Here is a 13,374-nt window from a genome sequence, read left to right as displayed (position 1 = left end):
CTGAATTTCGCTCGAAAACGCATTGGACTGATGGCTAATCTCCCCGCCCCGGCTGCTGCCGAACCCGACCGCAACTGCCCGCTCTGCCCGAGGCTCGCCGAATTCCGCGCGCAGGCACGTGCCCGCGAGCCGGGCTGGCACAACTCGCCGGTCGCTTCGTTCGGCGATGCCTCCGCACAACTGTTGATTGTCGGGCTGGCGCCGGGCCTGCAGGGAGCCAACCGGACCGGACGCCCGTTCACCGGCGACTACGCCGGCGATCTGCTGTATGCGACCTTGCTGGAATACGGCTTTGCGAAGGGCGTCTACCAGGCGCGACCGGACGACGGACTGAAGCTCGTCGACTGCCGGATCAGCAACGCGGTGCGCTGCGTGCCGCCGCAAAACAAGCCGCTGCCGGTCGAGATCGGCACCTGCCGGCAATTTCTGGCGACGACAATTGCGACCATGCCCAAACTGCGCGCGATCGTGCTGCTCGGCCGCATTGCACATGACTCGACCCTGAAGGCGCTCAGCCTGCGCAATGGCGCCGCCCCCTTTGCGCACGGCGCTGTGCACAAGGCGGGCAATATCAAGCTCTACGACAGCTATCACTGCTCGCGCTACAACACCAACACGCGGGTGCTGACACCGGAGATGTTTCGCGAGGTATTTGCAAAAGTGCGGAAGGATTTGGAGTCGTGATTTTGTAGGGTGGGCAAAGCGCAGCGTGCCCACCATTATCGCCGGTGGCCTGGAGGTGGGCACGCTTCGCTTTGCCACCCTACAGAACTGGAAGTCTCGGCCCAGCGAGGTCGTGGCGGTGAAACGTCAGACCGGATTTTCCCTCAGCCATGCCAGTACGTCGGCGGCGTTACGGTCGGGCGGGAAAACTGGATAGAACACGTGGGCAATGCGCCCGTCGTCGACGATCAGCGCCAGCCGCTTGATCAACGTCAGTCCCGCCACCTCCATCGTCGGCAAATTCAGGGCGCGGGTGAGCTTGAGCTTTTCATCCGACAGAACCGGAAACGGCAAATGCAGCCGTGACGCCATCTCGGTCTGGTAGACGTTATCCTGGGTCGATAGGCCAAACACCTGCCTGGTGCCGGCCGCTTTCAACTCCGCAAATAGATCGCGGAACGAGCAGGTTTGCGGCGTGCAGCCGCGCGCGCCAGGGATCATGTCCCAGTCGTCGACCAGGCTGATCTTGCCCGGCGACCCGGTGCGGGGATAGGCGAACACCACGGTGCGGCCAGGAAGCGCCGAGAGCGTCACCGAACTATCATCGGTGGCCAGCAGCGTGACCGGCGGAATCGCCATGCCGACGAGATGCGCCGCCGCGCCGTCATCGACCGGCGGAGGGATCTTGCTCCAGTCGACTTCATGCAGGTTTTTCTGGTTCATTTCAGGCTCCACTTCCCTCGTAGGATGGGTTGAGCGAAGCGATACCCATCAACATAGAGCTCCAATCAACGAGCGCTGTGATGGGTTTCGCTGCGCTCTACCCATCCTACAAACCATCATCCTCTCGCCCGCATCAGGCGGCCTTTTTCCCGGCCCCAGTCGCGCTTCTTTTCGCTCTCGCGCTTGTCGTGCAGTTTCTTGCCCTTGGCGATCGCCAGCAACAGCTTGGCGCGGCCGCGCTCGTTGAAATAGAGTTTTAGCGGAATCAGCGTCATGCCTTCGCGATCGACCGCGCCCATCAGCTTGTTGATCTGCTTTCGGTGCAGCAGCAATTTGCGCGGCCGTTTCGGCTCGTGGTTGAAGCGGTTGGCCTGCAGATATTCCGGAATATTGGCGTTGATAAGCCAGATCTCGCCATCCTTGGAATCCGCATAGGACTCCGCAATGGTGGTCTTGCCATTACGGATCGACTTTACTTCGGTGCCGGTCAGCGCGATGCCGGCCTCGACCGTGTCCTCGATCGCGTAGTTGAATCGGGCCTTACGGTTTTCGGCGACGACCTTGATCGGGCGTTCGTTCTTATCAGCCACGTTAGCCCTTCTTGAGGAGATCGCGGATCTCGATCAGCAGTTCTTCCTGTCGGGTCAGCTTCGGCGGCGCGGGCGCAGCTTCGTCCTTGCGCTTCAGCTTGTTCATCGCGCGAATGACGACGAACAGCACAAAGGCGACGATGAGGAAGTTCAGCGTCAGAGTAAGGAAATTGCCCCAAGCCAGTACGGCGCCTTGCTTTTTGGCGTCCGCCAGGTTGCTGGCGTTTACCGCCTGCGACAATGGCGTGAAATAGTTGGAGAAATCGAGACCACCGGTGATCGCGCCGATCACGGGCATGATGACGTCACCGACCAGCGAGGTCACGATGGCGCCGAAGGCCGCACCGATGATCACGCCAACCGCTAGGTCGACGACGTTACCCTTCATCGCGAATTCGCGGAATTCCTTCAGCACGTTGAATTCCCCTCTTCGTTCTTCAGGCGAAGCGGAACCGACCTAGTTGATCAGGCCGGCATGGACCATTGCGCTGCGCACGGCGATGCGCGTCGGCTCGGTGACCGGCACCATCGGCAGCCGCAGCTTCTCGTCGATCTTGCCGAGCAGCGAGAGCGCGTATTTCACCGGCGCCGGATTGCTTTCGATGAAGAGGTTGTTGTGCAGCGGCATCAGCTTGTCGTGCAGCTTGAGCGCGGTGGCGTGATCGCCCTTCTGCCATGCCGCGTGGAATTCCGAGCACAGCCGCGGCGCGACGTTGGACGTGACCGAGATGCAGCCATGGCCGCCATGCGCCATGTAGCCGAGGATGGTGGCGTCCTCGCCCGACAATTGGTTGAAGTCCTCGCCCATCGCCGCGCGCTGCTGCGATACCCGCACCATGCTTGCGGTCGCATCCTTGACGCCGGCGATGTTCTTCAGCGCGAACAGCCGCGTCATGGTCTCGACCGACATGTCGATCACGGAACGGCCGGGAATGTTGTAGATGATGATCGGAATGCCGATGGCATCGTTGATCGCCTTGAAGTGCTGGTACATGCCTTCCTGGGTGGGCTTGTTGTAGTACGGCGTCACCACCAGCACCGCATCTGCTCCCGCCTTTTCCGCATGCTCGGCAAGCTCGACCGCTTCCTTGGTCGAGTTGGAACCCGCGCCGGCAATCACCGGCACCTTGCCCTTGGCCTCGTCGATACACCATTCGACCACGCGCTTGTGCTCGTCATGGCTCAGCGTCGGGCTTTCACCGGTCGTGCCCACCGGGACCAGGCCGTGGGTGCCTTCGGCGATCTGCCAGTTCACCAAGCCGCGGAAAGCGGCCTCGTCGACCGAGCCGTTCTTGAATGGCGTGACCAAGGCGGTAAACGACCCCCGGAATTTTGTCTTGGCTGCCATGGACTTCCTCCAAACGCTTAAGAAACGGCCCGACCGAAACTGGATTTCAATTCATATCGGGTCTGGCGACCAGGCGAAAGGGCCGTGCATAAGGCGCTAGCGCCTTGTTCCGACGCTCTTTCCTGCCGCGGGCCAATATCTGCCTTCCTCGAACGCCGATAGCCGCGATTTTGCCGCGGTGATGGCGCAAACAGGTCCAGCGCGACGTTTTTAGCATTTTGTCCACATATTCAATCAAAACCTAAGGCTGGAGCGATTGAATGATTCGCCGCCGCAGAGGAAAGCCGTGATCCCTTCCGCCCGCGCCGCCGCATTGCGATCGACCGCACTGGCCACAAGCCTGGCGCTGGCGGTCGGACTGACCTCCTTCCCTCTGGAAAGCTGGGCCAAGTCAAAAGTTCCCCTGCCGAAGCCGCGACCGATTGCCCGCAACGTCGTTCCCAAGTCCGCACCGACAGCGAATACCGGCACCCCGGCTGCACCGACTGAGCCGGCGCATGCAGCGCCGGCCCCGCCGCCGCCTGTTCTGGCGCCTGCGACCCGCCAGCATGCTGTCGCGCCGCCTCCGCGCAGACACGCCCCAGCCGCAGTGGCCGCGACCTCCTCGACGTCTCAGGCCGACAAGGACGCGCTGGAGAACATCATCGAATTGGTGCGCAAGCAGAAGCCCGGCGATGCAACGCAGGTGCAAGCCGCGATCTCGGACCCTGTCGCCCGCAAGCTCGCGGAATGGCTGATCCTGCGCAGCGATAACAACAACGCCTCGGTCGAGCGCTACCGTGCGTTTGTTTCAGCCAATCCGAGTTGGCCGTCGCAGACTTTCATGCGCCGGCGCATCGAGGCCGCGCTGTGGGACGACCGCCGCGACGATTCGACCGTCTGGTCGTGGTTCGAAAACGGATCGCCGATCTCGGGCAAGGGCAAGTTCGCGTTGGCGAAGGCGATGCTCGCACGCGGCGATCGCACCAATGCTGAACGGCTGGTCCGCGAGGCTTGGCGTCACGACGGCATGTCGGAAGACACCGAGAACGCCGCGCTCGACATGTTCGGCGCGCTGCTGACGGCGGGCGACCACAAGGCACGGATGGAGTCGCTGCTTTACGGTACTGAGCAGGAAGCCGGCGGCATGCGCGCCGCGAAACGGCTCGGCTCAGGCCATGTGGCGCTCGCGAAAGCGCGGATCGCGGCCAACAAAAAGTCTTCCAACCTCAGGGCGCTGCTTGAGGCGGTGCCGCGCGAATTGCACGGCGAAACCGGCTACATCTTCGCGAAAATCCAGCTACTTCGCCGCGAAGAGAAGTTCAATGAGGCCGCACAGCTCATGCTGAGCGCGCCGAAAGACCCAAACCGCCTGCACAATCTCAACGAATGGTGGATCGAGCGGCGCTTGTTGGCGCGCAAGATGCTTGATGTCGGCGAGCATCGCACCGCGTATCTCATCGCTCGGGATGCGGCGCTGCCGACGCGTGACATCTACAAGACCGAGCAGGAATTCACCGCTGGCTGGATTGCGCTGCGGTTCCTGAAAGATCCTGCGGTCGCAGCCCAGCACTTCGCGCGCATCGGCGTCGGCAGCGCGAATCCGACTGCTTTGGCGCGCGCCGGCTATTGGCAAGGCCGCGCCGCGGAAGCGGCGGGCCGCGCGCAAGAGGCCCGCGCGGCCTATGGGCGCGCGGCCGAACAATCAACCAGCTATTATGGTCAGCTCGCCCGCGCCAAGCTTGGCCTGCCGCAGCTTCAGTTGAATGGCGTCCCGAGCTCCCGCGGTCGTGGCGTCGAGCGATTCGAGATCGTTCGCGCGGTGCAGTTGCTGTATGAACTCGAAGAGCGCGAACTCGCGATCCCGATTTTCGCCGACATGGGCGAGAACGGCGATCCCGAAGCCCTGGTGGGTCTTGGCGAGCTCACCTCGCGCTACCGCGACGCCCGTGGCATGCTGCTGCTCGGCAAGGCCGCGCTCAATCGCGGCCTGCCGTTCGACGTCTACGCCTATCCCGTCACCGGCATCCCGTCGTTCAAGCAGATCGGCCCCGAGGTCGAGCCCAGCGTCGTCTATTCGATCGCGCGGCAGGAAAGCGCCTTCAATCCGGCCGTGGTCTCACCGGCCCAGGCCTACGGGTTGATGCAGGTGACGCCGGACGCCGGTCGCTATGTCTGCAAGCGGGCCGGCGTCAGCTTCGACCTTCAGCGGATGAAGACGGACTCCGTCTACAACGCCATGCTCGGCGCGGCCGAGCTCGGCGGGCTGCTCGAGGACTATCGCGGCTCCTACATTCTGACTTTCGCGGGCTACAATGCGGGTCGCGGCAGTGTGAAGAAATGGATCGAGCGATACGGTGATCCTCGCGATCCCAAGGTCGACGCGGTCGATTGGGTCGAGCAGATCCCCTTCTCCGAGACGCGGAACTACGTGCAGCGGATTATGGAGAACTTGCAGGTCTATCGCGCGCGGTTCGGCGGCGGGACCAAGCTTCAAATTGAAGCCGACCTGCATCGCGGCGCCAGCGTCGAATAGCAGCCTTCGAGCGAGTGGCGAATAGCGAATGGCGAGTTGACCTCACTCTGCCAATCTTCCCTATTCGCCACTCCCTATTCGCCATTCGCCAACACACAATGAAAAACCCCCGGCAGTTGCCTGCCGGGGGTTCTCCTAGTGTTTCAAGTCTTTCGGGATCAGAAGTTGCGCTGAACGCGAACGTTCAGGAACACAGTGCTCTGGTCCTTGAACTCGTAGACGGTGGTCGGCTTGGGAGCCGTGGCGGCCAAGGTAGCAGCACCGGTCATCTTCTGGTCGAGGAAGAACGCGCCGACTTCAGCCGAGAACGTCAGGTTCTTGACGGGAGTCCAGCGGGTGATCACACCAACCTGGGCAAAGTTGAAGTCCGGGTTGCAGGAGAAGTCTCCAGACACGGCCTTGCCAGTGACATAGACGGCGCACCAGGCGCCCTTCGCCGAGGTGATGTCCAAGGCGTTGCCGCCGTAACGGACCGAACCGTAGCTGCCCCAGAGGCTGGTCGACCAGTAGGGATCCCAGTTGTGGTTGAACGCACCACGGATACCCCAGGCGTCCACCAACTTGATGCCGTCGGTGAAGCCAGGCAGGTACACACCGTCAGTCGTCTGACCGAAGCCGACGCTCTGGTAGGCGCCCGCACGGCTGGTATCGCTGAACATCACGAAGCTCGGCGAGGTGCCGCTGGTGGAGACCACGGCCTTGGTGGCGCCATGGGAGTACGTCGCGTCGATCTTGATGTCGTCGCCGGCACCGGTCGGCAGGTTCTTGATCTGCAACGCTGCCGTCACAGCACCGCCCCACTTGCTCTCCGGGTGACCGGAGATTTCCGACAGAGCGTTCGGAACGCCGCCGGGGCCGAGGATGTTGTAGGAAGCGTTCACATAGTGCGCCATACCTGCAATCTGGAACAGACCCCAGGCTTGGTCGACACGGATGTTGCCGACGATGTCGGGAACCCATGTTCCGCCGTAGGCGTTGGAGCCGGCCGTGGCGAAGCCCGGGCCGGTGCTGAGGTTCAGCACCGAGGTGCGGCTGAACACGGTCGGATCATCGAGGCCGATGCTGGCCGACACGCCGTTGCCGAACTGAGCCTGGTACTGGATGTTATTGACGCCGGTGACGTAGTCCGGACCGCCCATCAAGAACGAGTTGTTGTTGCCCGGATAGCCGTTCCAGGGCGTCGCGTAGGCCGAAGCCGACTTACCGAAGGTGAAACCAGCGAACTGGATGAACACCATTTCAACCGCGACATAGCCGCCGCCAGGGGCAGAAAGCTGGGTCGAGTTGAACGGGAGCCCCGGTTGACGGGAACCGTTGTTGAAGTTGTCGAACTGGAAGTCGCCCTGACCGAAGGTGCGGACAACGCCATATTCGGTGGCGGTGCGGGTATCAACCGTCAGCGCCATACGCGAGCGGGAGACGAAGTAATCGCGGTAGCGATTGCCTTGGCCCAGATCACCCGACCAGGCCGGTCCACCGTAGGTGGTGCCGTTGAACGTGGTGTCGACGCGCAGATAACCACCCAGCTTGATGCAGGTGTCGGTGCCCGGGATATACCAGAAACCCGCGCCATACAGGGAGCAGATCCTCACGTACTCGACCGCTTTGGCCTTGACGGGAAGATCGGCCGCCTGAGCTCCGCTCATGGCGATCAGACCCGCCGCTGAGCCGAGAATAAGGCTCTTAACCATCTTCATGTGTAAACCTCCAAGTTGCTCTGTAGGGAAGGTTCCGGATCCGCTGGGTGAAACACCCTAAGGTTGGTTCCCTTGTCCCCTGAAACCCGCTTAGTCGCTTCGCGCCTTCGGACACTCCCGCATGAACGCGAGGGACTTAAGCGAACCACCTAAAACGGGACGACCTCGGGATGCCCCCCTCCGTCGCCCGATCACAATTACCGAGGACTTCTGCACACGCAACAAAGGAACCGCTTCGAATGGCCCGACTTCGCCCCTTTTCCGAAGGGTGTTGCACAAATAACACGCGTTTGTGATCGAGGTTTCTCTGCAAGCCATTGTTTCTAATAGATATTTTTGATTAGTTCTATTTGACACGTGAATTGTTGCGTGGGCGGCGCAGCAAGCCGCTCTCCCCTTCGAGCGATCTCATCGCGTCGAATCGAATGATGGGATTCGCCGAATCCGCATCGAACAAACACACAGGAAAAGGCGACGCCGGCAGCCGGTTTGGGCGCGAGTCACGACAAGTAATATAAGACTAGAGTCGGCGGCCCCCGCCGTCAGGCCAGTTTCGGCCGCCGGTTCCCAGGGAACCCACTCGCAGGAACCGCCAAAAAGCACCGGGACCGAAATGCATTTCGCTTCGAGCGAAGGTGACGCCTTTATATCTGGATTTGAAGCGCCTGCTTCCCGAGCCACCTAGTCGGCCGCATCCCGACGCCGAACCGAATGCGAAGCCTTGAAAAGAAGCGGTGTGGCCTGCCCCGCGAGATACGGGATCGACACGGCAGGAACGCCTGCGGCGGCACCGCCACCAAATAGCCCCGGCGTAACCTGAATCTGCCGCTTGCGGCTCGCCCTCGCGTCGGGCATATCCGCCCTCATGGAGCTGTGGCCGAGTGGCTGAAGGCGGCGGTTTGCTAAACCGTTATAGGGTTGTAAAGCCCTATCGAGGGTTCGAATCCCTCCGGCTCCGCCACCCTACGCCTGGCGGGCTTCGGGGTGTCTCCCGAAGCTCCGTAGGAGCGCAGGGAGACTGTTGCCACATGTGGTACGTCTACTTCCTTGAACTGAGCAACGGCGACATCTACGTCGGCTCGACGGACGATCTTCGACGTAGAGTAGCATCCATCAGCAAGGGCATGTCATTTCGACCAGTAGTTATTTGCCGTTGATTCTTCGCTCCTATGTCGCGGTGGGCGATGAAGCAACGGCTCGCAGCCTTGAACGGTATTTCAAATCGGGTTCTGGAAAGGCCTTTGCAAGGAAGCGCTTCTTGGCGACTTCCAACTAGCGGCTCTGATCGCGAAGCATCAGCATCGTCCGTGCAAGAGGCCTGGCATGAAGAAAGAAGAACGCGAAGCGATCCTCGGCGACGGTGAGAACACGCCTGATCTCGGTCCGATCGAAGATTACCTTCACGCCATCGCGACCGAATCGGAGCTTCCTGATTTCGCCATCGCAGTTTGTACGGCGAGAATCGAAGAATCCGCGCCGAAATTGCGCGCCATCCTCGTGAACGCAGCGGATGACGAGGGCTGGACGGACGATGAAAGCCTGCTGTTGTTCCGCGGGCTTCATATCCTGGGCGGAGCTCGTGACCGCGAATCTTGCCAGCCGCTACTGCGTCTGCTGCGCCGTCCCTATGAAGAGCTCGATTTCCTGCTCGGCGACGCCGTTACCGAGACCATGGCAAAAATCGTCGTTGGCGTATTCGATGGCGACACTGACGCGCTGTTGGCCTTGATCGCCGACAGCTCGATCGACGGATTCGTCCGTGAAGCGTTGTTTGGCGCGGCGACGTTTCTGGCGTGGGAGCGCCGCATCGAACGCGATCGGCTGCAGCGATTTCTTGTCCGGTTCTATGAAGATCGGCTGGCAGAAGACGGAGATCAGGCCTGGACCGGCTGGCAGCAGGCCATCGCCCTGCTCGGCCTGCGCGATCTGGTGCCGCTTGTCGACAACGCCTGGCGCGAAGGCCTCATTCCTGACGACTGGACCGATCGCGCTCAGTTCGACGACGACCTTGCCGCAGCCGAACACGCGCCCGATGACATCGACCGGTTCACGCAGGTCAATCTGGGATACATCGAGGACGTGCTGGTATCGTTGGACTGGGCGCGCGAGTCCGAAGGCGATGTGTTCGAAGAGGGCGGCGGGACATCATCTTGGGCGGATTTGGTGTATCCGAACGAGCCGGTCAGAAATCCCTGGCGCCACGTCGGACGTAACGATCCATGTCCCTGCGGGAGCGGCAAGAAAGCGAAGAAATGCTGCCTTGCCAACGGAGAGCCGTCGGCATGAGGCCGGCGACTTTCAATGCGCAGTCATCCACGCACGCGCCTCGCGCTGCGCGGTGGCGATTTCGGCATCCGACATCATGGCGGCGACCTCGCGGCGCATCGAGATTGCATCCGCGCGTCCCTTCAGCGCGGCGAGATTGAACCATTTGTGGGCCGCGACGAGATTGACCACGCCGGACCGGCCGCTCGCCCAGTAAAGGCCGCGCTCGAACAGCACGTCCGGAATCGCGGTCGCCTCCACCGGAATTGCGGTGTCGAGATCGATCTGCCCCTGAAACATCTGTAGCTCCCCTTCTTATCGTTGCCGCCCTCCCCCGAGCGCGGCCCCTGTCCACTGTCAAACGCCTGTTATCCCCAACGCCGTTTTCCGGTCTGTTGTTGGGATGATCATGGCCGAACAAATTTGAAGAGCAGTTTAAGGTTCGCGATGAACGGGGTGTAAACGCGCACTTGGCGCCGTTGAACACGGAATCGCAGAAGTATCTGCGGCACAAGGAGAAGTGGCCAATCGTGAAAGTCGGTTTACCCTGCGGTTTCGCGGAACGATAACCATTGCGGCCAATGTCGGCGTCATCATCACCCGTCACCCGATCGGAGTGTTGACGGTTCCAGCAGATGACCCGGCGTCGCGCAGCTCTGCCGCCATGCAGGGGTTCAAGGCGTGCCCGATACCGAAACGCGCCTGAACCGGCGCGACAGGCGGAACCGAACCGTCGGCATCTGCGGACGATGGAGTGAATTTGGAAAACTTCAGTGCCGGACGCCTGATGCGCGGGCCGTCGGAGCGCTCCAGCAAAAGCGGGCGTTCCCGGGGGGCGAGTTACGCCCCAGGGGACGAGTACGCCCTGAGGGAACGAGGGCGTCGGCGAACACGTCAGGACCAGATTTCAAGCCGGGCTTTTGGCCCCGGTGAAATTGCGGGCAGTTAAGGATGCCCGCACCGAACGAAGAAAACCTGTTTCTTCTGCCGGACCGGTTTGAAAGAGCAAGCTCTTCCGAAATACGATCCAGCCGTTTGACCTGATGTCTCGCCGACACCCTCTTTCGTCGACCAGAGCCTTCAGCGTTTCGTCTTGGGGCTCGGGTGACGTGCCGGCATCGAGCCGCCGGCAATTTTCAAAGAAGCGAACTTACTTCTTCTTCTTGGCGACCTTGCGGGTCTTCTTCGCAGTCTTCTTCACTGCGCTCTTCGCTTTCTTCGCCTTCTTAGCTTTCTTGGCCATGTTGCCCTCCTAATGTAGTGAGATGGCTAGTTAGTCGCTGCGTGCACTCGGGAATCGAGATGCACTACATCCCGAATACACCAACACATTCAAAAAAACAGCGTCCCGCTTAAGGAAGTGTTGACGCAGCAATGTGAGAGCGCGCGCAGCGCTGCAGTCGACGACGCGACGACATGCTCGCGCGTCGATGCAAAAAGTGCCGCAACGACCGACATCGGCATTTGTCAAGATTGCAAGAATCGCCTGTGCCGCAGCACTTTCTTGAATTCACGCAAACCACGTTCGATGCGTCATCGATGTCGTCGCGACTCACTGACACCGTGAGAAAGTCGTGTGCGCGGACTCTGAGTCGCAAATTTTGGCAATAAAAAAATTTTCGTGGACACAGCGTTGGCGTCTCATCGCCGCTCGCCAAAACCGAACTTTTTTGCGAATCGCGAACACCGATTCGCAACTGCGCTATCGGGCGCGCGGGTGAATTTCAGATCGCGATGGATGATCGAAACACGCTCGCGCACATCAATCAACGACGGAGTCGTCCCGTTACGGGACGCCTCAGATGCCGAGCTTCGTCTTCAGGAGATCGTTGACTGCTTGCGGATTGGCCTTGCCGCCGGACTGCTTCATCACCTGGCCGACGAACCAGCCGGCGAGCTGCGGCTTGGCCTTCGCCTGCGCGACCTTGTCCGGATTGGCGGCGATGATGTCATCGACGACCTTCTCGATCGCACCGAGATCGGTGACCTGCTTCATGCCGCGCGCTTCGACCAGCTCGCGCGGGTCGCCGCCTTCCTGCCAGACGATCTCGAACAGGTCCTTTGCGATCTTGCCGGAGATCGTGCCCTCGCCGATCAGGTCAACGATCGCGGCCAACTGCGCCGCCGATACCGGTGAAGCCGTAATGCCATGGCCTTCCTTGTTGAGGCGTCCGAACAGCTCGTTGATCACCCAATTGGCGGCGAGCTTGCCGTCGCGCGCCTTGTCCGCAAGTCCATCCAGCACGGTCTCATAGAAGACTGCGCTCTCGCGCTCGGCCACCAGCACGCCAGCATCATAGGGCGACAGGCCGAGGCTCTCGATGAATCGCGCCTTCTTCTGGTCCGGCAATTCCGGCAGCTTCGCCTTGAGCTCATCGACATAGCTTTGCGTGAACTCGAGCGGCAGCAGGTCGGGATCGGGGAAATAACGATAGTCGTGCGCCTCTTCCTTGGAGCGCATCGATCGCGTCTCGCCCTTGTTGGGGTCGAACAGGCGCGTCTCCTGGTCGATCGTGCCGCCATCCTCGATGATCTCGATCTGACGCCGGGCCTCGTACTCGATCGCCTGGCCGATGAAGTTGATCGAGTTCATGTTCTTGATTTCGCAGCGGGTGCCGAGCGGCCCGCCGGGCTTGCGTACGGAAACGTTCACATCGGCGCGCAACGAGCCCTTCTCCATGTCGCCGTCGCAGGTGCCGAGATAGCGCAGGATCGAGCGCAGCTTGGTCACATAGGCCTTGGCCTGCTCGGCGTCGCGGATGTCGGGTTTCGACACGATCTCCATCAGCGCCACGCCGCAGCGGTTGAGGTCGACACAGGACATGGTCGGCGACTGGTCGTGCAGCAACTTTGCGGCATCCTGCTCCAGATGCAGCCGCTCGATGCCGATGGTGGCGGTTCTGCCGCCGTCGAGTTCGACCACGATCTCGCCCTCGCCCACCACGGGCGACTTGTACTGGCTGATCTGGTAGCCCTGCGGCGAGTCCGGATAAAAATAGTTCTTGCGGTCGAACACCGAGCGCAGGTTGATCTGGGCATTGAGGCCGAGCCCGGTTCGGACAGCCTGCTTGACGCATTCCTCGTTGATGACCGGCAGCATGCCTGGCATCGCGGCATCGACCAGCGACACATGGCTGTTCGGCTCGCCACCGAATTCGGTCGAGGCGCCGGAGAACAGCTTTGACTTCGAGGTGACCTGGGCGTGCACCTCCATCCCGATCACGACTTCCCAGTCGCCGGTCTGGCCCTTGATCAATTTTCCCGGTTTGACTGACACGGTCATGCTTTTCCACCTCCGAGCAGCGCGGACACGATCCGCTCCCATTCGGCTTCCAGAGAATCCTTTGCCACCGGCTGGCCGGCCTGCCGATACCAATAGCCGGCGTTGCCGAGATCGCCTTCGACCCGGTGCAGATAGGCATGCACCCAGGCGGCGTTCGCATCGCTCTCGTCCTGAACGATCTTGTGCGCCCGGTCCCAATCGCCCTTGGCCGCCCACCATAGCGCGGCCAGCGGCGGCTCCAGGCCCGGTGCCGGCGCGGCATCCGTCAGGCTGGCGCGGAAATCCGCCAT

The 13,374-nt window shown here is 61.4% G+C and carries 12 protein-coding genes and 1 tRNA gene; 5 read left to right on the top strand and 8 right to left on the bottom strand.

Translation table 11 applies throughout. From position 1 onward, the window contains the following. Positions 1-30 precede the first annotated feature (30 nt). Positions 31-684 carry a uracil-DNA glycosylase gene (locus tag V1277_RS29080; RefSeq protein ID WP_334419241.1) on the top strand — a complete coding sequence of 218 codons (654 nt, stop codon included), beginning with the start codon at positions 31-33 and terminating at the stop codon, positions 682-684. Between the two features lie 126 nt (positions 685-810). Here V1277_RS29080 and V1277_RS29075 read toward each other — a convergent pair whose 3' ends face one another. From V1277_RS29075 to dapA, 4 genes are all read right to left on the bottom strand, one after another. Beyond that, complete coding sequence (locus tag V1277_RS29075; RefSeq protein ID WP_334419240.1) at positions 811-1,386, bottom strand: peroxiredoxin; 576 nt, start codon at positions 1,384-1,386, stop codon at positions 811-813. Positions 1,387-1,502: 116 nt separating this feature from the next. After that, the gene (gene smpB / locus V1277_RS29070) at positions 1,503-1,976 is read right to left on the bottom strand and encodes an SsrA-binding protein SmpB (protein WP_057845702.1); all 474 of its coding nucleotides are present in this window, start codon (positions 1,974-1,976) and stop codon (positions 1,503-1,505) included. Position 1,977: 1 nt separating this feature from the next. After that, a complete protein-coding gene (mscL, locus tag V1277_RS29065; protein ID WP_334419239.1) occupies positions 1,978-2,391 on the bottom strand; it encodes a large conductance mechanosensitive channel protein MscL in 414 nt (137 codons plus the stop codon). Positions 2,392-2,433: 42 nt separating this feature from the next. After that, positions 2,434-3,324 carry a 4-hydroxy-tetrahydrodipicolinate synthase gene (gene dapA, locus V1277_RS29060; protein WP_334419238.1) on the bottom strand — a complete coding sequence of 297 codons (891 nt, stop codon included), beginning with the start codon at positions 3,322-3,324 and terminating at the stop codon, positions 2,434-2,436. Positions 3,325-3,610: 286 nt separating this feature from the next. Here dapA and V1277_RS29055 point away from each other — a divergent pair, with 286 nt between their 5' ends. After that, a complete protein-coding gene (locus tag V1277_RS29055; protein ID WP_442894534.1) occupies positions 3,611-5,839 on the top strand; it encodes a lytic transglycosylase domain-containing protein in 2,229 nt (742 codons plus the stop codon). A 158-nt stretch (positions 5,840-5,997) separates the two neighbouring features. On the opposite strand, the gene V1277_RS29050 is transcribed toward V1277_RS29055, so the two are convergent. Further along, the gene (locus tag V1277_RS29050; RefSeq protein WP_334419237.1) at positions 5,998-7,536 is read right to left on the bottom strand and encodes a porin; all 1,539 of its coding nucleotides are present in this window, start codon (positions 7,534-7,536) and stop codon (positions 5,998-6,000) included. Positions 7,537-8,403: 867 nt separating this feature from the next. Between V1277_RS29050 and V1277_RS29045 the strand changes: the two genes are divergently transcribed. The 3 genes from V1277_RS29045 to V1277_RS29035 all read left to right on the top strand — a co-directional run bounded on the left by V1277_RS29045 (position 8,404) and on the right by V1277_RS29035 (position 9,822). Continuing rightward, a tRNA-Ser gene (locus V1277_RS29045) sits at positions 8,404-8,497 on the top strand. Positions 8,498-8,564: 67 nt separating this feature from the next. Then, positions 8,565-8,693: a GIY-YIG nuclease family protein gene (locus V1277_RS29040; RefSeq protein ID WP_334419236.1), complete on the top strand. Its 129-nt coding sequence runs from the start codon at positions 8,565-8,567 to the stop codon at positions 8,691-8,693. Between the two features lie 166 nt (positions 8,694-8,859). Next, positions 8,860-9,822 (top strand): DUF1186 domain-containing protein, encoded by a 963-nt coding sequence (locus tag V1277_RS29035; RefSeq protein WP_334419235.1) that lies wholly within the window; start codon positions 8,860-8,862, stop codon positions 9,820-9,822. Between the two features lie 12 nt (positions 9,823-9,834). On the opposite strand, the gene V1277_RS29030 is transcribed toward V1277_RS29035, so the two are convergent. The 3 genes from V1277_RS29030 to V1277_RS29020 form a co-directional block, all read right to left on the bottom strand. Beyond that, a complete protein-coding gene (locus V1277_RS29030; RefSeq protein WP_065747015.1) occupies positions 9,835-10,101 on the bottom strand; it encodes a hypothetical protein in 267 nt (88 codons plus the stop codon). Between the two features lie 1,498 nt (positions 10,102-11,599). Beyond that, positions 11,600-13,084, bottom strand: coding sequence for an Asp-tRNA(Asn)/Glu-tRNA(Gln) amidotransferase subunit GatB (gene gatB, locus V1277_RS29025; RefSeq protein WP_334419234.1), 1,485 nt, complete (start codon positions 13,082-13,084; stop codon positions 11,600-11,602). Next, positions 13,081-13,374 (bottom strand): hypothetical protein, encoded by a 294-nt coding sequence (locus V1277_RS29020; RefSeq protein WP_334374932.1) that lies wholly within the window; start codon positions 13,372-13,374, stop codon positions 13,081-13,083. Before V1277_RS29020 ends, gatB begins: the two co-directional genes overlap by 4 nt.

It is taken from the genome of Bradyrhizobium sp. AZCC 1588 (genome assembly GCF_036924735.1).
In the GTDB taxonomy this organism is placed as follows: domain Bacteria; phylum Pseudomonadota; class Alphaproteobacteria; order Rhizobiales; family Xanthobacteraceae; genus Bradyrhizobium.
This window is presented reverse-complemented; position numbering and strand designations above follow the sequence as displayed.

What these genes read in the sequence shown, in the direction of transcription:
- V1277_RS29050 (WP_334419237.1), bottom strand. Translation starts at nt 7,536, where the DNA reads ATGAAGATGGTTAAGAGCCTTATTCTCGGCTCAGCGGCGGGTCTGATC.
- V1277_RS29080 (WP_334419241.1), top strand. Translation starts at nt 31, where the DNA reads ATGGCTAATCTCCCCGCCCCGGCTGCTGCCGAACCCGACCGCAACTGC.
- V1277_RS29075 (WP_334419240.1), bottom strand. Translation starts at nt 1,386, where the DNA reads ATGAACCAGAAAAACCTGCATGAAGTCGACTGGAGCAAGATCCCTCCG.
- dapA (WP_334419238.1), bottom strand. Translation starts at nt 3,324, where the DNA reads ATGGCAGCCAAGACAAAATTCCGGGGGTCGTTTACCGCCTTGGTCACG.
- V1277_RS29020 (WP_334374932.1), bottom strand. Translation starts at nt 13,374, where the DNA reads ATGGCGGATTTCCGCGCCAGCCTGACGGATGCCGCGCCGGCACCGGGC.
- V1277_RS29035 (WP_334419235.1), top strand. Translation starts at nt 8,860, where the DNA reads ATGAAGAAAGAAGAACGCGAAGCGATCCTCGGCGACGGTGAGAACACG.
- gatB (WP_334419234.1), bottom strand. Translation starts at nt 13,084, where the DNA reads ATGACCGTGTCAGTCAAACCGGGAAAATTGATCAAGGGCCAGACCGGC.
- V1277_RS29040 (WP_334419236.1), top strand. Translation starts at nt 8,565, where the DNA reads ATGTGGTACGTCTACTTCCTTGAACTGAGCAACGGCGACATCTACGTC.
- V1277_RS29030 (WP_065747015.1), bottom strand. Translation starts at nt 10,101, where the DNA reads ATGTTTCAGGGGCAGATCGATCTCGACACCGCAATTCCGGTGGAGGCG.